The following is a 19,537-nucleotide window of genomic DNA, read 5'->3' as shown; positions in this document are numbered from 1 at the left end:
GATCACTTCCTGAAAGCCGCGCGCAGCTCTTCGAGCACGATGCGGCGGATCTCCTCCCGCATCAGGGCGATCTCGTCGGCGACCGCGTCGCCACCGACTTGCGCGAACAGCGATTGGTCGGCCCGCTCCGCCCCTTCCTGAAGGCGGCCGATGGTCATCGGTGCTTCGCGACCGATCGGCAACGGCGCCTGGCCGTTCCAGGTCTCAAGGCCGGAGAAGTCGCCGAACGCCTCGTTCGCTTCGTCGCTATAGGCGATGCGCGTCCAGTTCACGAGATGCTTGGGGCCAATGTTTTCGCCCACCGACGAGCGGCCGAAGTAGCCGGTGCCGATTGTGAAGGAGGGCGCAAGGTGGGTTCCGAAACCCGCGGCGCCTTGGCTGCAGGGCGCATTGACCACGACGCGCAGGGCTTTCACGGCGCTGGCAAAGCGGAGGATATTGGCGGGATTGCTGCTGTGGATCGCAGCGGAATGACCGGCACCTGACATGCGGATCAACGCACGTGACGTCGAGATGCCCGAATGGACATGCGGCACGCGCACGAAGCCCAGCACGGGACAGAGTTTCTCCTTGGACAGCGCTTCATCGATCCCGACGCGATCGATCGGCGTGAGGATGACCTTGGTCGAAGACGGCACCTTGATGCCGATCCGCGATGCGATCTCGGTTGCACTCTTCCCGACCACCTCGACATTGAAGGAACCGAGGCCGAAGAGATACTCGCGGATGTTGTCCACCTCATCGGGCTTTGCCACATAGGCGCCGGTCTTCGCCATCGCCTGCAACAGCTTGTCCGCGATGGCCTCCTCCGCCACCACCACGCTCTCGTTGGTGCACAGGATCGAGTTGTCGAAGCTCTTGGAGCCGATGATGCGCTTGGCAGCGACATTCAAGTCAGCACTGGCATCGACAAAGGCCGGCGCGTTGCCGGGTCCGACGCCGATCGCGGGATTGCCGGAGGAATAGGCTGCCCGCACCATCGGCGTCCCGCCGGTCGCGAGGATCACACTCACCCGCGGCGACTGCATGACGTAGTTGATAAGCGGCAGGTTCGGTTCTGTGATGATCTGGATGATTCCAGCCGGCGCGCCGGCCTGCTCGGCCGCCTTGGCCATCGCCAGAACCCCTTCAGCCGAGCACTTCTTCGCATAGGGATGGGGCGAGACGATGATGGCATTGCGCGTCATCAACGCCAGCAGGATCTTGAAGAAGACCGTGCAGACCGGATTGGTGGAGGGGGTGAGGGCAAAGACGATACCAGCGGCGCGCGGCACTTCCACGATCTTCTGCTCAGCGATCACGCGCTTGGAACAGAAATCCTCGCTCTTGTAGGCCTCGTAGATGCCGCGGGAGCAGATCTCGTTCTTGATCTTCTTGTGCTCCGCGACGCCGAAGCCGGTTTCCTTGACCGCCGCCTCGGCCAGCGGACCCGCCAAGGCGAATGCCGCATCCGCTGCGGCCTTGGTGATGCGATCGACCGCCGCACGGTCATAGTGCGCATAGGAAGCGGCGGCCCACTCCGCCAGCTGCAGCATCATGTCGGCAGTGCCGGTCTGGCGCTTTTCGCCCGCCAGCAGCTCTTCGACGATCGCGTTCATCGTGGCTCTCTCATGCGGCGTAGCGGCGCTTTCCCGATCCCTTGCATTCGGCACGCGCCAGGCCAATCGAACGCTCCACGCGCTCCAGCAATTCCTCGCAGAGCGGTGCGGTCATCAGCACGCCGGGCTTGAACTGCAGCACGCGCGGATCGAGGGTGGAGAAGATCGCCCACACGCCGTTCTCGTAGAGGTGCTTCATCACTGGCTTGGCCCCTTCGGGGTAGTCGAACTCGAGCCCCAGGACGACGCCGCACTGCCGGATGCCGACGAAGAAGTCGGAATAGAGCTTCATGATCTCGGCTAGGCCGCTCGCCATCAGCTCGGAGATGTAGTTGACCATCGGCTTCATCTGCGGCCGCTCGAGGATCTCCAGCGTCTTCATGGCAACCAGGCAGCCGAGCTCCGCGCCGCCCATGGTCGCCATGTGTCCGAACCCATCCTGCTTGAGCCAGCCGGCATAGGGTTCGCGCACCACCACGCAGGCGATCGGATACATGCCGCCGGAGATGCCCTTGCCAATGACGACGATGTCGGGCTGGATGCCATAGCGCTGATAGCCCCACATCTCGCCGGTGCGCATCAGGCCGGTCTGCACTTCGTCGGCGATATAGAGCGCGTCGTAGCGCTCGCACAGTTTTTTCACTTCGGTGAGGTAGCCGGGCAGCGGCATGGGGAAGCCGTAGGTCGCGGGAATCGTCTCCATGATGACGGCCGCGACGTCCTTGGCCTTCAGCGCGTCTTCCATCGCGTTGAGATCGTTGAACGGCACATTGATGAACTCGTCCGGCTTCTCCGAGAGGAACAGCTTGGAGAAACGGTCGGCGCCGGCTGCGACCGCCAAACCCGTGTGGCCGTGATAGGCCTTGATGATGGAGACGATCTTTTTCTTCTGCTTGGCATGACGCGCGGTCTTGATGGCAATGTCGATCGCCTCGCCGCCGCCTGAACCATAGATCGTGTAGTGCAGGTCGCCACCGCAGCTCTTGGCCAGCTTCTCGGCGAGCGCAGTACGGCCCAGCGCCGGAAAGTGATGGTTGCCCATGTCGAACCGCTGCGTGCCGCGGTTCAGCACCTCGACCAGCTCCGGATGGCGATGGCCGATATTGTAGGTGCCGCCGTTGAGATGCACGTCGATCAGGCGGCGGCCATCCATATCATGGAGGAAATACCCCTCGCGCCGGTCGATCACCAAGTCGACGCCGGCATCCTGCCAGAACTGGGTCTTGCCCGGATTCCAGAACTCGATGGATTTCCGGATGAACTCCTTCTTCTCGGGGCTCTGGGCCTCGAGCATCTCGGCGTTGTCGGGATTGGCCATCGGGCGACTCCTCAGCCGTATCTGCTCAGATATTTCTCGGCCATCTCGCAGGAGCCGACGCAATAGGCTGGCCCTTCCTGCTTGGCGAGGTCGGTCTCGTGATGCGATCCCATCCAGGCGAGCAGCAACATCCGCCTGAGCAGGATGAAGGTCCAGATCTCGTCCTCTTCTTCCTTGGAGAGCGGGCGGACGCGGCGATAGCCTTCCTTCCACGCTTCCATCAGCTCCGGCACTTCGGGCTTGTGCTCGAAGAAGCTGACGGCGGTGCCGGCGTCATAGAGGAACCAGCCGATGCCGCAATCGTCGAAGTCGATGACGCGTGTATTGCCGTTGTGGATGAGGAGATTGGCGAGACGGAAATCCGCATGGATCAGGCCGAACCGATCCGGTGCCTTGCCGAACTTGTTTAGCCGCCGCTCGAGCGTGTCGACCAGGCGCTGCAGGATCGATCGGTGCTCGGGAGTCATATCCGGGCCTTCTTCCCACGGCCCCCAGTTCGCCTGCTGGCCGAGCGAGTGCTCGAAGTCCCAGCTAAGGCGCTCGAAATAGGGCGGCCGCTTCCAGCCCATCGAATGGATGTGCGTACGTGCCGTCACCTCGCCCAGCTGCTTGAAGGGTTCGATCAGGTTTTCCTGGGCGGGCTCCTGCCCGTCGATCAGGTGGAACAGCACGCAATTGCGTGGGCGCGGCAAAGCGCGATGGCTGACGCTCTGGATCTCCTCGCCATCGAGGCCGGGGATCGCCTGCGGCGTCAGCACGTTCGCTTCCGCTTGCAAGGCATGCATCCAGGCGAGCTCGCTCTTGATGCCATTGACGCTGTGATAGCCTTCGCGATGCACACGCAGGATGACCGGCCGTGCACCATTGGCCGGCGTGACGAGATAGGTCGTGTTTTCGGAATGATTGATCATCTCGAGCGTTGCACCGCCCAGGCCCCAGCAGGGCAGGGCCGCTTCCGCCACCTGGCCGACAGCCTGCAGCAATTGCTCGTGGGTCAATATTCCGTTCATTCCAGCCCCTGCGCATGATCCTGATTCGCCCCATAGCATCGTGCTGCTAGGGGCATCTGCGCATTGAGGCAAGCTAGATGTGGTAATGGCACGATGCTTGACAGGTGAGCGGCCGATCTTGACAGAAAGGCCGGCTCAGAGGCTGCCTTGATCCCGCCGTTGGGCCTATGCGAAGATCACATGTCTGCAGGGTTGGGCTGGATTCCAGCAGGGGAGCCTTTGACCATGAGCGGGATTGTTGGAACTGCCAACATCGGCGGTTCGGCCGCGACGCCGAGGGGCGCGCAGCCGGCGATCCTCGCTTCCGCCGCCACCGGCATCGTCGGTCATATCGAGCGCCTACATGGCGACATCGACAGCATTTTCGGCAATGCCGGCATCGCCCCTGAGATGGCCGGCATGCCCACACTTCAGCTGCGCCTGGCGTCCTTCATCACTTTGTTCGAGGAGGCGGCGCGCCGCACGAGCCAAGACAATTTCGGCCTGGAGTTCGGCAACCAGTTCATGCCGCGCGACCTGGGCCTATGGGGCTATGCCGCGATTTCCGCGCCTACCTTGGGCAGCGCGCTTGAGACGCTCGTCAATCTCTTCCCCTATCAGCAGGGCTCGTCCTTCCTGCGCTGCGTGAAGCGCAAGGATGGCTTGCTGCGCCTCGAATATCAGATCGTGGCGCCAGATATCGTGGCACGGCGGCAGGACGCGGAGCTGTCGCTCGGTATGTTCCTCAATGTGATCCGCGAAGCATGCGGTACGAAATGGGCGCCGGAGGAAGTGCACTTCGAACACCCGCGTCCGCAGGCCTGGAAGGAGCATGAAGACGCGTTCGATGCGCCAGTCTATTTCAGCCAGCCGACCAATGCTCTGGTGTTCCGCACCGACATCCTTGGTCGATCCATGCCGGCGCGCGACCTGCAGCTGCTCGCTGTGATGCAGACCTGCATGGAGCAATTGGGCCCGAGCTCGCCCGCCGCGGACGGGCTCTACGATCGGATCTGCGCCGCCATCCGCATGCGCCTGCCGAACGGTTATCCGACGCTGGAGCAGATCGCACATGACCTGCGCATTTCTCCTGGGGCCGTGCAGCGCGAGCTGTCCGACCACAACGTCACCTACAAGGACGCCGTGGAAACGACCCGGCGTAACCTGGCGGAGTTGTATCTGCAGCAGCGCCAGCTACCGCTGACGGAGATCGCGCTGCTGTTGGGCTATTCGGAGTTGAGCGCTTTCAGCCGCGCTTTCACCCGCTGGAGCGGCACTTCGCCGCGACACTATCGGCGGGTGAAGACGGGTCATTGAAGTCCGCCGCATTCCGGCGGTGCGGTTGACATCGCCTCCGCCCACCTCCAGATGACATCTAGATTCAACCGGCCGATTGCCGCCTGACGTTCTGATGCGATGTCATCCCGGCGGATGAAGAAATGCGGTTACTACTGATCGTCAGCCTTGCAGCGTTTGGAGTCGTGGCCTCCACCAATGCGGATGACTCCGCGCTGGTGAAAGGACGAGCGTTATCCGAAGCTTTCCTGGGTCGCGATATGTCGCAGATCTGGCCGGCGATGACGCCTGAGCTCCGCGCGGCACTTGGCGATCCAGCCACGCTCAGGAATCTCCGCAACCAGCTGGAGCAGACCCACGGCGCTGAAGCAGATGCGCCGCAGGAGGATGTGCAGGACCAGGGCGAGATTCAGACCTATCGGCGAACAGCGCAATGGACGAAATCCGGCACGCAGCTTGTGATGCAGTGGTCCTTTGACCCCCAGGGAAAAATCGCCGGTTTCTTCGTCCGTCCCGCGCAAACGGTCGCCGAGAGCCGCTTTTTGGACTATCAGACCAAAGCCGTTTTGCGGGTTCCTTTCCGGGGCGAATGGTTCGTGTTCTGGGGCGGCCGTACGCTCGAGCAGAACTATCATGCCGCCGATAAAGCGCAGCGGTTCGCGCTCGATCTTCTGATCCGCAAGAATGGTGCGAGCTACGCTGGCGATGCGGCCAAGCTCGACAGCTATCATTGTTGGGACCAGCCGATCCTTGCGCCTGCCGAAGGCGTGGTGGCCGGTGCAGTCGACGGATTGCGCGATCAGCCGATCGGGGAAGGCAATCCGAAAAATCCGGCCGGAAACCACGTCATTCTCGATCTCGGCAAGGGTGAGTTTGCCTTCCTCGCGCATCTGAGAAAGGGCAGCGTCACGATTGAGCCTGGCGATCAGGTAACGACCGGACAGGAACTCGGCAAATGCGGAAATAGTGGAAACTCTTCGGAGCCGCACCTGCACTTTCACCTGCAGACCACGCCGGACTTGCGGGCTGGGGAAGGATTGCCCGCCTTTTTCGAGAACTATCGTGCCGACGGAAAGATGGTCGGGCGCGGCGAGCCGATCCAAGGCCAGGTCGTTGCGCCGGCGAGTCCGAACTAGCTCGAGCAGCTACTCCTTATAGCTGGGATCCGCCTTGTCCAGCGCCTGCTTCAACTGTTCGAAGTGGGCGAAGGCGCTGTCGCCGTAATCTTCCCAGCCGCGGGCGGTCTTTTCCGCCAGTTCGTGCGGCATGATGTTGAGCTTCTGCCCCGTGGAGTAGGCGAGGATCATGGTCTGGGCGGCGCGCTCCAGGAAATACATGTCCTCGAACGCCTCGGCGACGGTGGGCGCGGCGCACAGGACGCCGTGATTGCCCATCATGATGGTGCGCTTGTTGCCCAGCACGCGAGCGAGGCGCTGGCCTTCGGCCTTGTCCTCGGCGATGCCATCGTAGGCGAGGTCGATGGCAAGGCGGTTGTAGAAACGCGCCGTGTTCTGGTCGATCGGCTTCAGCTCCGGATCGGCCAGTGCGGCGAGCGCCGTCGCGTAGGGCGGATGCAGATGCAGCAAGCAGCGTGCATGGGCGACGCTGGCATGGATGCCGCCGTGGATCGCCCAGGCGGAAACGTCAGGCGCCTCCGGCGCGTGCATGATGCTGTCGTCATCCGCGTCGAGCAGCTGCAGATCGCTGGCCCGTATGGTGGAGAAGTGCCGCCATTTCGGATTCATCAGGAACGTCTTGCCGTCGGCGGAGACGGCAACGCTGAAATGGTTGCCGACCGATTCGTGCCAGTTCATCTGCACCGTCAGGCGAAAGGCGGCGGCAAGGTCGACGCGCAATTGCCACTCGGTCGCATCGCGGCTGGTCTTCAGTTGGGTGACCGACATTTCTGCACTCCCAGAGAATCTGGGCCGAGTGTCGCCGCAACCGGCTTTAAATGCAAATGCTTAGGCCGAGGCCAATGCCTCCAGCGATTCCGGCAGGATCTGCCCGCCGTCAACAATGATCGTCTGGCCGGTGATGTAGGCCGCTTCCCTGGAGGCGAAGAAGGCGGCGGCGTTGCCGATGTCTTCGACTGCGCCCAGGCGCTTCAGCGGGATCGAAGCCGCCATGGTCTTCATGTAATCCTCGCCCAATCCCGCCAACCCTTCGGTCACGATGTTGCCGGGCATGACCGCATTCACCGTGATGCCGTATTTTGCCAGCTCGATGCAGGCGGTGCGCATGAAGCCGAGCTGGCCGGCCTTGGTCGCGCCGTAATGGGTCCAGCCCGGATAGCCGGTGACCGGGCCGGTGATCGAGGAGGTGATGACGATCCGCCCCTGGCTGCTGTTCTTGAGATGCGGCACGCAGGCCTTGATCGCCAGGAAGGTGCCTTTGAGGTTGGTGTTCATCACCTCGTCCCAGCTCTCGGGACTCATCTCTTCGATCTTGGCCTGCGGGAAGATGCCGGCATTGGCGCACAGGACGTCCAGCGCACCATGCCGGTCGACCGCAGCCTTCGCCATCGCCTCCATGTCGGAGAGCTTGGTGACATCCGCGGCACACGCGCCCACGGTCGCGCCGCCCTTGCCCAGCTCCTGTGCCGCAGCCTCCGCATCCTTCAGGTGACGCGCCACGATCAGAACCTTGGCGCCATGGCCGGCGAACACCTTCGCGATGCCCTTGCCGATGCCCTTGCTGCCACCGGTGACGATGACGGATTTGCCCTTCAGCGATGCAGACATGATGTTCCTCCCTACATTCCTATTTGAGTCGCGCGCGGCGCCGCAACACGATCAGGCCGTAACCGCCGAGGAGCAGGATCGCGGCCATCATGGTGGATACGGTTCCAAGTACCGGCACGCCGGGCGTATAGCCGGCAATCATCTTGGCATAGAGATATTCCGGCAGTGTCGTGTCGGCGCCGGTCGTGAACAGCGACAGCGGGAAATTCCCCCAGGACAGCAGGAAGGCGAACAGCGCGCCGGAGAACAAGCCGGGGAACAGAACGGGCAGCGTGACCTCTCTCAGCACTTGCCAGCGCGTGGCGCCCAGGTCGAAGGCGGCTTCCTCCAATGCCGGGTCGAAGCTATAGACCTGGATCGAGATCACCAGCGTCACGACCGGCACGATCCATACCAGGTGCGCGAACACCGTGCTCTTCCAGGAGAGGGGAATACCCATTGCATTGAACCAGAGCAGCAGCGCAAGCCCCAGCACCGACTGCGGAAAGAAGATCGGCAGCAACACGATCTTCTGGAACAGCGAGCGACCCTTCCAGTCGTAGCGCGCGAAGGCCAGCGCGCCGAAGAAGGCGATCACCACCGCGATGACGGTCACGCACAAGGCGATCGAGATCGAGGTCTTGAACAGGATGTGGATCTCGATCGAGTTGAACGTCTTTTCCCACCAGTCGAAGCCCCAGCGCGTGATCGGGAAAATGAAGTAGCGGCTCGAGGTCGAAGAGGCGAGCAGGAGCGACAAGGCCGGCATGTACATGAAGGCCACGACGCTGAGCACCCAGGCCCAGAGCAGGGCAGTGCGCCACCTCTTGGAGCCCGCAGCGCCGGATGTCGTCGCGCCGGCCATCAGCGCCTCCCCAGGATGGTATCGAGGTCGAACCGCCGCAGGACCAGCATGACCAGCGTGCCGACAACCAGCATCAGGAGAACCGCGAGAGCCGCGCCGAGCGGCCAGTTCTGGGCATAGGTGAAGGCAAGCTCGATCTCATGGACGATTGGAATGACACGCTGACCGCCGAGCACCTTCGCTTCGACAAGCGCGCCGACGGCGAGCACGAAGGAAAGTAGGAAGCCGATGACGATGCCCGGCATGGCCAGCGGCAGGTCCACTTCCTTGAAAACCTGCCAGCGGCTCGCGCCCAAATCGAAGGCAGCATCGCGCGTCTCGTTCGGCACCATGCTGACGCCGAGGGTCATCGGGAACAGCATGAACGGCATGTAAACATAGACCATGCCGAGCACGATCATGCCTTCGGTGAATAGCCAGGTCTCGCCCTCGTAGCCGAACAGAGACTTGAGCGTCCCGAGCATCACGCCGTTCTTGATGAAGAACAGGATCCAGCCATAGAGGCGGACGTTCTCCGACACGAACAGCGGAATGGTGAAGAGCAGGGTCAGCAACGTCGACCAGCGCCCGAACACGCGCGTCAGCCCATAGGCGATGGGATAGCAGATGAGCGCCAGCAGGATGACCGTCACCGCGGCGAGGCCGAGCGACCACAGGAACGACCGGTAGGTGGTGCCGGAGAAGATCGTAACATAATTATCGAGGGTCGGCTCGTTCAGAAGGCTGAAGCTCCGCTCTGGCATGAAGCTGAACATGATGACCCACGCCAGCGGCGCGGCGAAGCCGATCAGCAGGAACGCGATCACCGGCAGCGCATGCGCGGCGCCGGGCCGCAGCTTCAGCCAGCGCAGGATGACAAAGCGCGGCTGGCGGGTGGCGATCGCAGGTGCGCTGGCTTCGGCCATCAGTCGCCCACCAGAATACTGTCGCGGGCGTTCCAGCCGATCTGGACCTCGCTGTCGATGCCGCCCTGGAACGCCTGCTGCCGCAGCCGCTCCACGATGAACACCTGCTCGCCCACGCGCACCTGGTACTGGATGCGCGACCCCAGCGCATATTCGTTGTACAGCCGCCCGCTCAACCTGTTCTCGGCACTATCGCTGCGCTCGACGATGCGGATGGATTCGGGGCGTACGACCAGGTGCCCGGAGCGGAAGCCGGCCGGAATGGGCGGCGAAGTGAACTCCGCACCCAGCTCCGCGGAATGCAGCTTGCCGGTGCCGTTGATCGCCACCGGGATGATGTTCACGTCGCCGATGAATTCCGAGACGAACTTGCTGTTGGGCGCCGTGTAGATCTCGTTCGGCGTCCCCACCTGGACCAGGCGGCCTTGCCGCATGACGCCGATCCGGTCGCTCATCACCATCGCCTCTTCCAGCGAATGGGTGATGTAGATGAAGGTCTTGCCCGTCTCGCGGTGGATGTCCTTCAGTTCCTTCTCGAGCGTCTTGCGCAGCTTGTAGTCGATCGCGCTGAGCGGCTCGTCGAAGAACAGGATGTCGGGATTGTAGGCGAGCGCCCGGGCCAGCGCGACGCGCTGCCGCTCGCCGCCGGAGCACTTGGTGACGTTCTTGCCGTAATAATCCGCAGGCAGGCGCAGCTGCTCCATCAGCTGGAGCGCGCGCGCCTTGCGGTCGGCCTTGGACACGTCACGGATCTTGAGCGGGAACTCGATGTTCTCGCCGACCGTGCGGTGCGGAAACAGGGCCAGCGATTGGAAGACCATGCAGGTCGGCCGCCGGTTCGCCGGCACGTCGTTGATGCGCTTGCCCCGCAACAGGATGTCGCCGCTGGTCGGTGTCTCCAGCCCGGCCAGCATGCGCAGGACGGTGGTCTTGCCGCTGCCCGACGGGCCGACAATCGTGAAGAACTCGCCTTCGCCGATGACAAGGTCGATGGTATGGACGGCGGTGAAGCTGCCGAACGACTTGGTGATCTGCCGAAGCTCGATGACGGGTGTGCGTGTATTCATGCCGCGGGATACCGGCCCCTCTTGCGTGCAATCCATTCCATATATGATCGGGGTCCTCCCGCGTCCGAGAGGACCCCGACCTGCGTCGATTCGCGATCAGCCGCCGGAGACTTCGCGCTTCGCGGCGGTCATGATGTCGAGCAGTTTCGGATAATCCGGCACGATATCATATTCGGCCGAGCGGGCCATTTCCTCTTCAAGGCTGTCCCACTGGATGATCTCCAGCTCCTCCTTGGTGAAGAGCTTGAAGCACTCAGGATCGCCCATCTGGGTGACGGGATTGAACGTGCCCTCGGCGAACGCCACGGTGTGCGACATGTCCGGGGTCTGCACATATTCGAGGAAGTGCTCGGCCAGGGGCGAGACATTCGGATTGTTCACCACCGACGTGATCTCGATCCAGGCGATGCCGCCCTTGCCACCCGGCATTGGGCCCTTGTTCGGGGTAATCCCGCGGATATTCAGGGCGCCGTCAGCCCGCGCCGGCGAGCAGCTGTAGGTGCCGCCCGTCAAGTAGAAGTCGATGTCACCGGAGACCAGCAGCTGGTTCATGGTCGCCAGATCGCCGACCACCTTTGCGTTCTTGAAGACCCGCTTCGCGGTCTCGGTATAGCGGGCAACCTCTGCGTCCGTATGCTCCTTGAACGGGTCGAACCCGGCGATGCAGCAGAGGTCGAACACGTTCCAGTCGTCCGATTCCTGCACGCCGTACTTGCCGGCATTGGCATTGTCGTTCCACAGATCCCACCCTTGATCCTCCGCGCTGGCGCGGCTGATCTTGTCGGTGTTGACGACGAAGCTGTAGGGGCCGAAGCGCTGCGCGATGCCGAGCATGTTCTCGCCGCTATCGTCCATGGCCCATCTGTAGGGCGGCTTGAAGGCCGGCAGCATCTTCGCGAAGTAGGGTTCGAACCTGGCACGCTCGATCGGCTTGATCAGCTTCTCGGGCCACATGACCTTGCGGGCCCACGGGTTGTTGACGTTGATGAGGTCCCAGACATTCATCTCGCCCGCGCGCAGGCGGTTGATCATGGTGGGATCGTTGGTGAGCGATTCCGCTTTGACCGTGGCGCCGGTGGACTTGCGGAACGGATCCAGCACCTGAGCGGAATTATATCCTTCCCAGCACAAAATGTTCAGTTCCTTGGAGCGATCGGCCATCGCCTTGCGCAGGCCAAGCGTTCCGCCGGCCGCGAATGCGGCAGCCCACAGTGCCGATTGCTGCATGAAGTTCCGGCGCGACAGTTTCGATGTGAACATTGTCCCTCTCCCGAATCGGTCGGGTCACAGCGCGGGACAACGGCCCGGATGTCTGTGCCCGGTATGCCTCACCTGATCTTTTTGCGCGCGGGTATTTCAGCGCACCGGCTGCCCGCGGGCAAGTGGAACCAATGGTCCCACCCACTCGAAGCCTAGTGAAGCGGTGCCAACCGATCTTGACATCTGCCGCTGGGATTTTGACAGGCTCCGCCAGCCTCTTAGGGCACCTTGGACAAGACCATCCAGTTCCGCACCAACAGCTGACATTGGGTGCGATGGCGGGCGAAATTCTCCCGGAACTGGCGGTCGAGATCAGTCAGCAGGCGCGGCTCATCGTTGGTAAAGGCGGTCCCGAACTTGCGGATCCAGTCGCGCACGATATCGATGGTCACTTCCGGGTGGAACTGCGTGGCATAGGTGGCGCGACCGATGCGAAAGGCCTGGATCGGACAGGCGCCGCCCGTGGCAAGCGGCACGGCACCGGGAATGTCGCGCACCGCTTCGAAATGGTTCTGGAATGATGTGACCTGGTCGCCGAGCGCGGCGAACACCGGGTCGCTCTGGCCTTCCGGCGTCACGTTCATGGTGTAGAAGCCGGATTCCAGCCGGTCCATGCGATAGACCTCGCCGCCGAAGGCACGGGCGATGATCTGCGCGCCGAGGCAAATGCCGAGCACGGGCCGATCCGCTGCTGCGAATTCCTGGATGAGGCTCATAGTCTCGGCGAGGAAGGGATGCTTGTCAGTCTCGTTCGCGCTCATGGGACCGCCAAGCACGATCAGGCCCGCATAGTCAGCCACCTGATTCGGGATGCCGGGATAGTTGAATGGCGCATGGCTCGCATGACGCTCGACCGGCATCACCGCGTCGTAAATGGCGCCCTCCCCGATCAGGGTTTCGCCGATCAGGCCGGCGGGCGCGGTTGCTTCCGGCACGATCAACAGGTATTTGCGCATGAAAGGTCGGATCAGAAGCGTTTGGAGAACAGGCCGCGGCGTTCATAGACCTCCGCCGCTTCTTCGATGAAAGAGGCCATCTGCTCGGCCTTGTAGGTTCTGCGCAGGAGGTGCGCCGCATCGAGCAAGTCGGCCTTGCCTTTGGCGCGGCCGGGGCGAAGCAGCTCGTAGATCCCGAGGATCACGTCCTGTGGCACATCGACGAGTTCGGCCGCGCGTCCGAAATTGCGACCCAGGGTCGGCCGGCCGGCGGCGCGCGCGATCGCTGCCTGCTGGCGCAAGGCCTCCGGTGTGATGCGCAGGTCTTCCAGCGCAACAGCACCGGCCTCGAGCGCCTCGAGCGTCAGATGCTCCAGCATCTTGCCGCTGCGCGTGCGCACCAGGTCGGGGCGCTTCTCCGCCAGCGGGTAGTCGGTGGTGGTGAGGTGCTTGTCGGTCACTGCATGACCTCCGCCAGGCGGATCTCGATATTTTCGGGTGCCGCGCCGTCTTCGGTCAGGCTGGTCTCGATGGCGTAGATCAGCGCGACTTGGGCATGGAATCGCGCGCCCATCGCCTCGCCCTTGGTCGGTACGACGACTGGCTCCGGCGTTTCACTGAGCGCATAAGCGGCCGCGTTCTCTCCCATGCGCCGGTAGTGCTCGAGCTTGGTGATGGGCGCGTTGGAGAAGAGCTCCAGATTGTGATGGGGCAGTCGATCGTGCTGGTGGATGACGGCGGTTCCCTTCGCCTGAATGCCGATGCCGACCCCGGAACCGGCGAGGCGCGCGGCGCTGAGGCCCAGGAACGAGGTGTCCGCCGTATGCCGCAGGCGCACGATGCGCGGCCGGCAACCCTTGGCACGGATGCCGGAGATGAGCGCATCCAGAATGGAGGAGAGCGGGTGCCCGCCGAGCGTCCGGAAGATCTTCAATCCGAAGGCCGGCGAGATGCCGATCACGACCTCCCTGGGGTCGCTACCCGGCTCGGCCGCTCCCATGGTGCGATATTGGATCAGGCGCGACTCTGCCTTGGCATGGCGCCCCTCGCTGCGCAGCACTTCGTCACGATCCAGAACGTCACGGATGTTCACCAGCTGCTCGCGCCGCTCCTTGCTGACACGATAGCCCGTGCCGGGACCGAGATACTCATTGGGATCATTGACCGCACTGATGATGCGCCCGTTGCGCACGATGGCAGAGGTCTGCAGGTAATCGCCGGTCACGCGCAGCTTTACGACATTCAGCAGGTTCTGCGCCTCGGTGCGATAGCCGCGCTTGGCCAGCGCCTTGATCACGTCGATCACGTTGATGCGGCGCTGCTTGATCGCCTCGCTGATAAAGGAAACGTCCCCCGGCAGGTAGCTCTGCGTTTCTTCAGACCCCGAGGCGGCGACCACGCTTGCCATCATGTCCGCGGTGGGTTTGCCGAGGTTCAACTCTTCGAACACGGCAGCAATGGCCTGCACGGCGCGGCTGCGCAGATCGAGGATCTCCGTTTCGCCAACCGGCGTCAGTCCGCCGTCGGCCTCGAAGTCGCGCTGCAGGACCAGGAAATCCTCCAGCTCTTCGCCGTTCATGAGCGAGGGATTGAAGGAATTGTCGTATTTCAGGATCGAGCCGAAACCGGAACAGATGAGGTCGGACCCGGCGATCAGGTAGGGCAGGATCTTGGCGCCGACGCGGATTTCCGATTCGGTCGGCCGCGCATCATTGCCCGACGCGCATTCGAGGTCGAGCCACACCGCCAGCAAGTTCTCCGCCATCAGCTCGCGCACGCCGCCCGGCACGGTGCAGGTGACGGGCGCGCCATCGATGCCGCCATTCTGCGTGCCCTGCACGCCCATGCCGCGCTGCAGGCAGAGGCAGCGCGCCTCGAGATAGAGCAGCGACTTGCTCTCGTGGAACCCCATGAGCAGTTCGGAGCCCGCGCCGGACGTGCAGCGCATCTTGATGCCGCGGGAGGCATAGGCGGTGGAGAGGAACGCCTTGGACCAGGGCGTATCGTCGCCGTCGATGAAGGCGCGTTCGGTGCCATAGACCGAGACCGTCTCGGCATAGGACGTGAAGCCGGCCATCCCGATCTGCAGCTCTTCTGCCTCCTCACTGGAGCATTGGAACAAGGTGCCCCAGCGACCGACGGCGGCGCCGACGGCGCAGGCCACGGCGTTGGACCAGGCATTGCGCGCGACGCGCATGGTGGTCTCGATCTCGTCGAACCCGAAGGCAACGGCGGTTGCGGCATCCGCCGCCAATTGCAGCGGGTCATCCTTGGCGTTCGTGACATGGCCCTGGTTGCCCGGCGTATGCCGCGCCCGCATCTTGCTGTAGGCAAAGGCGATTTCCAGCGCGTTCAGCTCCGCCACCACCTCCGCCAGCTTTGCCGGCGTCATGCCGTGGGCCAGGCGCACCAGCTTGGCGCGCGGCACGTTCATGTCGACCAGCATGCGCGCGATCTCGTGCGACGGGATCGCCATCGCCTCCGGCGCGACTTCGAGATCGAGATGATGAGTCGCGATGAAGAGGTCGATCATGTCGAAATCGACGGCGGCAATGCCGTCCATCGATTTGACCTTGCCGTCTTCGATCTCGAGGCCGGGCTTAGGATCGTTGGGGGACGAGAAAGCGGCAAAGCCGGCGCTCGCGTCTTCCACGGCGAACTTGTCGAGGCGCAACGGCCGCTCGTCCCAATCTGCGAAGCGCCGCCACCGGTTCACCTTGATCTGCGGCGCGCCTTGCGGCTTGTCCGGCATGCCCAATCTCTCCAGTCGCCGTGCCGGAGGCTAATCCTCGCCCCGGCCGAATGCAATTCGCCCACCCGGCGCCGTACAGCATTGCGCCGGCCTGGCGGAGGCTTCGGGCAGGATATGGGCTGTCACCGTAGCGGTTCTTGACCTTTGAGCGGCACTGTTTGACCGCGGTTTCAGCTCCTTCTTGCCATGTCGCGCCGGCATCGAACCGATTGGCCAACGGCATTTTTCTGCGTGCGCGCGGCGGCGCAGGCTTGTGGCGTCGACGCTTCCGTCGATGCCCTTGGAGATGACGCCGATGATCAGGATTTATCGCCGCTTTCCCAAGAACGCGGTGCGCCACTGGCGCGCGATCGAGCGACACCCCGCCAGTGGCGATTCCAGCTTCTTGCTGCAGCCGGAATTGATCGCTGGCCCATACGTATTGCTGGCCGACATGGTGCCAGTTCGAGCGCGCGATAGCCGGTCGTTATCGAATTGAGAGCCGATCAGCATTTCAGCCCAGCGGCCGCATCGAACATTCTCGCAGCCACCCAAACCCCTCGGAAAGGAAACCACATGAGCAAGACCATTCTGCGCGGCCTGTCTGCGGCCGCTTTGATTGCCGGCGCCATGGTGTTCGGCAGCGCGGCCTTCGCCGGCGAATGTCCGGCCGGCAAGATAGTGGCCGACGGCAAAGGCCAGGCCGACCAGATGCTGGCGGCCAAAGACGTGACCGACACGGTGCTCGCTTCCATCGATCTGTCGAAGGAAATGATCGCCGCGCAGGACCGTCAGTTCCGCATGCGGCGCCTCGAGATCCAGCCGGGTGGTATTGTGCCGTGGCACAGCCACGCCGATCGTCCCGCCTTGATCTACGTGGTCGAGGGCGAGGTCGCCGAGTATGCCAGCATCTGCGCCGATCCGATCGTCCACAAAGCGGGTGATGTCTCGGTTGATGCCGGCCGGTCGCACTGGTGGAAGAACACCGGCAAGAAGAAGGTCGTGCTGATCTCCGCCGACATCCTGCACGACAAGGCCGATACGAATATGTAGTGCTGCCCCGAGATGGGGGCAGAGTGGGGAAGCGAGCGAAGGCTTTCTCCCATCGTGCACCTGCTTTCCCTCCTACCCTCCCCCATTTTGGGGGAGGGGATTCCATCGAGTGATGGTAATGCAAAGTGAAGCACAGACGATTGAAGCGGCGACACTTGCCAGCGGCTCGGCATCGCACTTGCTGCGTCTCTCCACCATTTCGCTGATCGCATTCCTGACGCTGGTCGATCTCTTCGCGACGCAGGCGATCCTGCCGTCGCTGGTGCGCGCCTATGGCGTGAGCCCGGCGACCATGGGCGTTGCGGTCAATGCCAGCACACTTGGCATGGCCGTTGCGGGTCTCGTCGTCGCCGCTTTCAGCCGGCGCATCAACCGGCGGCGCGGCGTCGTTCTCAGCTTGGCGCTGCTGGCAGTTCCGACAGCGCTGCTCGCCACGCTGCCGGATCTGACACTCTTCACCATCCTGCGCGTCATCCAGGGGTTGTGCATGTCGGCGGCCTTCAGCCTGACGCTTGCCTATCTCGCCGAGAATTCCACTGCCCGGGAAACGGCGAGCGCGCTCGCCGCCTATGTGACCGGCAACGTCGCCAGCAATCTGTTCGGACGGCTGATGTCCGCGTCCGTCGCGGACCATCTGGGACTGGCGAGCAACTTCACCTTGTTCGCCGGTCTCAACCTGGTAGGCGCCGTGCTGGCCTACGTCACGCTGACCCGCATGAGCGCGACGATGCCTGGGCGCGGTAATGGGGCGCCGGTCGCTGCCTGGTTGGAGCATCTGCGCAGCGGACCGCTGTGCGCCGCGTTCGCGATCGGCTTTTGCATCCTGTTCGCCTTCATCGGCATCTTCACCTATGTCAACTTCGTCCTGACACGGCCGCCCTTCGGCATCGGGATGATGCAGCTGGGCCTCATCTATTTCGTCTTCCTGCCATCGCTGCTGACCACCCCGCTGGCCGGCCGTGCCGTCGCCCGCTTCGGCACGCGCCCGACTTTCTGGGGCGCCTTGGCAATTGCCGTGATCGGCCTGCCGCTGCTGCTCACGACGAATCTGTCCCTGGTCTTGCTGGGATTGGTGCTGGTCGGCGTGGGGACTTTCTTCGCGCAGGCGGCGGCGACCGGTTTTGTCGGCCGCGCCGCCACCGGAGATCGCGGATCGGCCGGCGGATTCTATCTCGCCAGCTATTTCGGCGGCGGCTTGGCGGGCAGTTTCGTGCTCGGGCGTGCCTTCGATGCCTTCGGGTGGGGCGCCTGCGTGGCCGGCGTGGGCGCTGCGCTGGCGCTCGCCGCTGGTCTGGCGTTCAAGCTGCGCCTGCCGGGCGAGCAGCGTACGCGGAACTCCGAGCAGTTCCGCTAGCCGTCAGTCGAAATCGGGCCGCTTGTTGCGCATGCGCTTGATGCGCCCGCGGCGCTGCTTGCTCTCGTGGCGCTTCTCCTTGGCGGCCTTGGTCGGCTTGGTCTTGCGGCGCGGTTTCGGCACATGCGTGGCGGCTTGGATCAGCGCGATCAGGCGCGCGCGCGCATCTTCCCGGTTGCGTTCCTGGCTGCGGTAGCGCTGGGCATCGATCACCAGCACGCCCTCGTTGGTCGCGCGCTGACCGGCCAAGCGGATCAGCCGCGCCTTCACGTCCGGCGGGAGATTGGGCGAGCCGGCGATATCGAAGCGCAGCTCGACCGCGGTCGACACCTTGTTGACGTTTTGCCCACCAGGGCCGGAGGCGCGCACAAACCGCTCCTCCAGTTCGGATTCGTCGAGGGCGATGGATCGGGTGATTCGGATCATGGCGCAAATTACCTTCTCCGGCCGAAAACGCCAGCGATCGAAGGCGTCGATCAATCTGCCCAGATCAATTCATTGGCCGAATGGGCTGGCAAGAGCCATTTTCATTTGCAGGTCCCGAACCATTCTGCGAATAATTCTCAATTGCGGGATGTGAGGAGGTCAAATTGTTGAAAACATTGAGCTTTGCCGCGGTCCACTTTACCGTCGCCTTCGTCATCGGCTACCTGCTGACGGGGAGCATTCTGGTCGGCGGTGCCATGGCCTTGGTCGAGCCGGCCTGCAACACCATCGCCTATTACTTCCACGAGAAGGCGTGGGCCGCGGCCGCGGCGCGGCGGACTCGACAGCCGATCAGTGCCTACGCCGCGGCGCGGTAGCCGCCTGCCGCGCCGCGAGCCCGGCAAAGACACAGCCGATCTGCTTCCTGAGCTCGCTCTTGAGGCGCGCCATCGGCATATCGTCGTGAGCGACGAAAGTCTGGAATAGGCTGTTCACCATCTCGAACAGCACATCCCCCGCCACGTCCGCATCGATGTCCGCCGACACCGAACCGCGTTCCTGTAGCACCGCGATGAGGTCACCGACCTGGTCGGCGAGCTTGCGATCGAGCGCTGCATAGCCACGGCCGAATGGGCTCTTCGCCTGGGTGAGCGCGGTCGCCATTGCATTGCGCCACAGCTCCTTGCTCAGATGCACCAGCGAGTGGTCGACGTAGAATTCCAGCAACTTGCGGACAGCGATGATGGGATCCGCTGGCGGGTTGGCGATCATCAATTTGCCGCGCTCGCGCACTTCTTCGCCGTCCAGCGCCACCAATGCTAGCAGCAAGTCTCCCTTGGACTGGAAGTAGTTGTAGACAGTGCCGGCGGCGACCTCTGCCTCCGCCGCAATGCCTTCGATGCTGGTTACCGCGAAGCCGTCGCGTTTGAAGAGCGCGCCGGCCGCCGCCAAAATATGGCTGTGGCGCTTGGCCTTCTGGCGCTCGCGCAAGCCGGTCATGATTGCATTCCTGATCTA

The 19,537-nt window shown here is 63.3% G+C and carries 20 protein-coding genes; 6 read left to right on the top strand and 14 right to left on the bottom strand.

Annotated elements, in window-relative coordinates:
- Positions 1–2: 2 nt before the first annotated feature.
- Genes DTX69_RS01865 through DTX69_RS01855 form a run of 3 tightly spaced genes read right to left on the bottom strand, consistent with a single transcriptional unit; the run spans position 3 to position 3,926 of the window.
- Positions 3–1,598 (bottom strand): aldehyde dehydrogenase family protein, encoded by a 1,596-nt coding sequence (locus DTX69_RS01865; protein WP_284735489.1) that lies wholly within the window; start codon positions 1,596–1,598, stop codon positions 3–5.
- A 10-nt stretch (positions 1,599–1,608) separates the two neighbouring features.
- Entirely contained in the window at positions 1,609–2,916 is a 1,308-nt protein-coding gene (locus DTX69_RS01860) for a class-III pyridoxal-phosphate-dependent aminotransferase (protein WP_284735488.1), read from the bottom strand.
- A gap of 11 nt (positions 2,917–2,927) precedes the next feature.
- Entirely contained in the window at positions 2,928–3,926 is a 999-nt protein-coding gene (locus DTX69_RS01855) for a phosphotransferase enzyme family protein (RefSeq protein ID WP_119299777.1), read from the bottom strand.
- 225 nt (positions 3,927–4,151) lie between these two features.
- Here DTX69_RS01855 and qhpR point away from each other — a divergent pair, with 225 nt between their 5' ends.
- Both qhpR and DTX69_RS01845 read left to right on the top strand, forming a co-directional pair.
- Positions 4,152–5,222, top strand: coding sequence for an AraC-like transcriptional regulator QhpR (gene qhpR, locus DTX69_RS01850; protein ID WP_162916507.1), 1,071 nt, complete (start codon positions 4,152–4,154; stop codon positions 5,220–5,222).
- 122 nt (positions 5,223–5,344) lie between these two features.
- The gene (locus DTX69_RS01845) at positions 5,345–6,337 is read left to right on the top strand and encodes a M23 family metallopeptidase (RefSeq protein WP_119299775.1); all 993 of its coding nucleotides are present in this window, start codon (positions 5,345–5,347) and stop codon (positions 6,335–6,337) included.
- A gap of 9 nt (positions 6,338–6,346) precedes the next feature.
- Here the strand turns inward: DTX69_RS01845 and DTX69_RS01840 are convergent, their stop codons facing one another.
- From DTX69_RS01840 to DTX69_RS01800, 9 genes are all read right to left on the bottom strand, one after another.
- Entirely contained in the window at positions 6,347–7,105 is a 759-nt protein-coding gene (locus DTX69_RS01840; RefSeq protein ID WP_119299774.1) for a class II aldolase/adducin family protein, read from the bottom strand.
- 60 nt (positions 7,106–7,165) lie between these two features.
- Entirely contained in the window at positions 7,166–7,945 is a 780-nt protein-coding gene (gene fabG, locus DTX69_RS01835; protein WP_119299773.1) for a 3-oxoacyl-ACP reductase FabG, read from the bottom strand.
- Positions 7,946–7,964: 19 nt separating this feature from the next.
- Complete coding sequence (locus DTX69_RS01830; protein WP_119299772.1) at positions 7,965–8,789, bottom strand: ABC transporter permease; 825 nt, start codon at positions 8,787–8,789, stop codon at positions 7,965–7,967.
- Complete coding sequence (locus DTX69_RS01825) at positions 8,789–9,694, bottom strand: ABC transporter permease (protein WP_119299771.1); 906 nt, start codon at positions 9,692–9,694, stop codon at positions 8,789–8,791. The genes DTX69_RS01830 and DTX69_RS01825 overlap by 1 nt, the downstream gene beginning before the upstream one ends.
- Positions 9,694–10,761 (bottom strand): ABC transporter ATP-binding protein, encoded by a 1,068-nt coding sequence (locus DTX69_RS01820; protein ID WP_119299770.1) that lies wholly within the window; start codon positions 10,759–10,761, stop codon positions 9,694–9,696. Before DTX69_RS01820 ends, DTX69_RS01825 begins: the two co-directional genes overlap by 1 nt.
- 96 nt (positions 10,762–10,857) lie before the next feature.
- Positions 10,858–12,021 (bottom strand): ABC transporter substrate-binding protein, encoded by a 1,164-nt coding sequence (locus DTX69_RS01815; RefSeq protein WP_119299769.1) that lies wholly within the window; start codon positions 12,019–12,021, stop codon positions 10,858–10,860.
- A gap of 218 nt (positions 12,022–12,239) precedes the next feature.
- Positions 12,240–12,977 (bottom strand): type 1 glutamine amidotransferase, encoded by a 738-nt coding sequence (locus DTX69_RS01810; RefSeq protein ID WP_119299768.1) that lies wholly within the window; start codon positions 12,975–12,977, stop codon positions 12,240–12,242.
- A gap of 11 nt (positions 12,978–12,988) precedes the next feature.
- Entirely contained in the window at positions 12,989–13,417 is a 429-nt protein-coding gene (locus DTX69_RS01805) for a diol dehydratase small subunit (RefSeq protein ID WP_119299767.1), read from the bottom strand.
- A complete protein-coding gene (locus DTX69_RS01800; protein ID WP_119299766.1) occupies positions 13,414–15,708 on the bottom strand; it encodes a propanediol/glycerol family dehydratase large subunit in 2,295 nt (764 codons plus the stop codon). Before DTX69_RS01800 ends, DTX69_RS01805 begins: the two co-directional genes overlap by 4 nt.
- 295 nt (positions 15,709–16,003) lie before the next feature.
- Between DTX69_RS01800 and DTX69_RS01795 the strand changes: the two genes are divergently transcribed.
- The 3 genes from DTX69_RS01795 (at position 16,004) to DTX69_RS01785 (ending at position 18,094) form a co-directional block, all read left to right on the top strand.
- Positions 16,004–16,186 carry a hypothetical protein gene (locus DTX69_RS01795; RefSeq protein ID WP_162916506.1) on the top strand — a complete coding sequence of 61 codons (183 nt, stop codon included), beginning with the start codon at positions 16,004–16,006 and terminating at the stop codon, positions 16,184–16,186.
- A 77-nt stretch (positions 16,187–16,263) separates the two neighbouring features.
- Positions 16,264–16,740: a cupin domain-containing protein gene (locus tag DTX69_RS01790; protein WP_119299764.1), complete on the top strand. Its 477-nt coding sequence runs from the start codon at positions 16,264–16,266 to the stop codon at positions 16,738–16,740.
- Between the two features lie 118 nt (positions 16,741–16,858).
- On the top strand, positions 16,859–18,094 hold the full coding sequence (locus DTX69_RS01785) for an MFS transporter (protein WP_284735487.1): 1,236 nt from the start codon (positions 16,859–16,861) through the stop codon (positions 18,092–18,094).
- 3 nt (positions 18,095–18,097) lie between these two features.
- On the opposite strand, the gene arfB is transcribed toward DTX69_RS01785, so the two are convergent.
- Positions 18,098–18,520, bottom strand: coding sequence for an alternative ribosome rescue aminoacyl-tRNA hydrolase ArfB (arfB, locus tag DTX69_RS01780; RefSeq protein ID WP_119300027.1), 423 nt, complete (start codon positions 18,518–18,520; stop codon positions 18,098–18,100).
- 164 nt (positions 18,521–18,684) lie between these two features.
- Between arfB and DTX69_RS01775 the strand changes: the two genes are divergently transcribed.
- Positions 18,685–18,897, top strand: coding sequence for a DUF2061 domain-containing protein (locus DTX69_RS01775; protein ID WP_119299762.1), 213 nt, complete (start codon positions 18,685–18,687; stop codon positions 18,895–18,897).
- Here DTX69_RS01775 and DTX69_RS01770 read toward each other — a convergent pair.
- The gene (locus DTX69_RS01770; RefSeq protein ID WP_119299761.1) at positions 18,872–19,519 is read right to left on the bottom strand and encodes a TetR/AcrR family transcriptional regulator; all 648 of its coding nucleotides are present in this window, start codon (positions 19,517–19,519) and stop codon (positions 18,872–18,874) included. The two genes, DTX69_RS01775 and DTX69_RS01770, sit on opposite strands and share 26 nt — an antisense overlap.
- Between the last annotated feature and the right edge of the window lie 18 nt (positions 19,520–19,537).

The sequence above is a fragment of the Dongia deserti genome (genome assembly GCF_003574735.1).
Taxonomy (GTDB): domain Bacteria; phylum Pseudomonadota; class Alphaproteobacteria; order Dongiales; family Dongiaceae; genus Dongia_A; species Dongia_A deserti.
The sequence above is the reverse complement of the archived record's forward strand: the minus strand, read 5'-3'. Positions and strand labels throughout refer to the sequence as shown.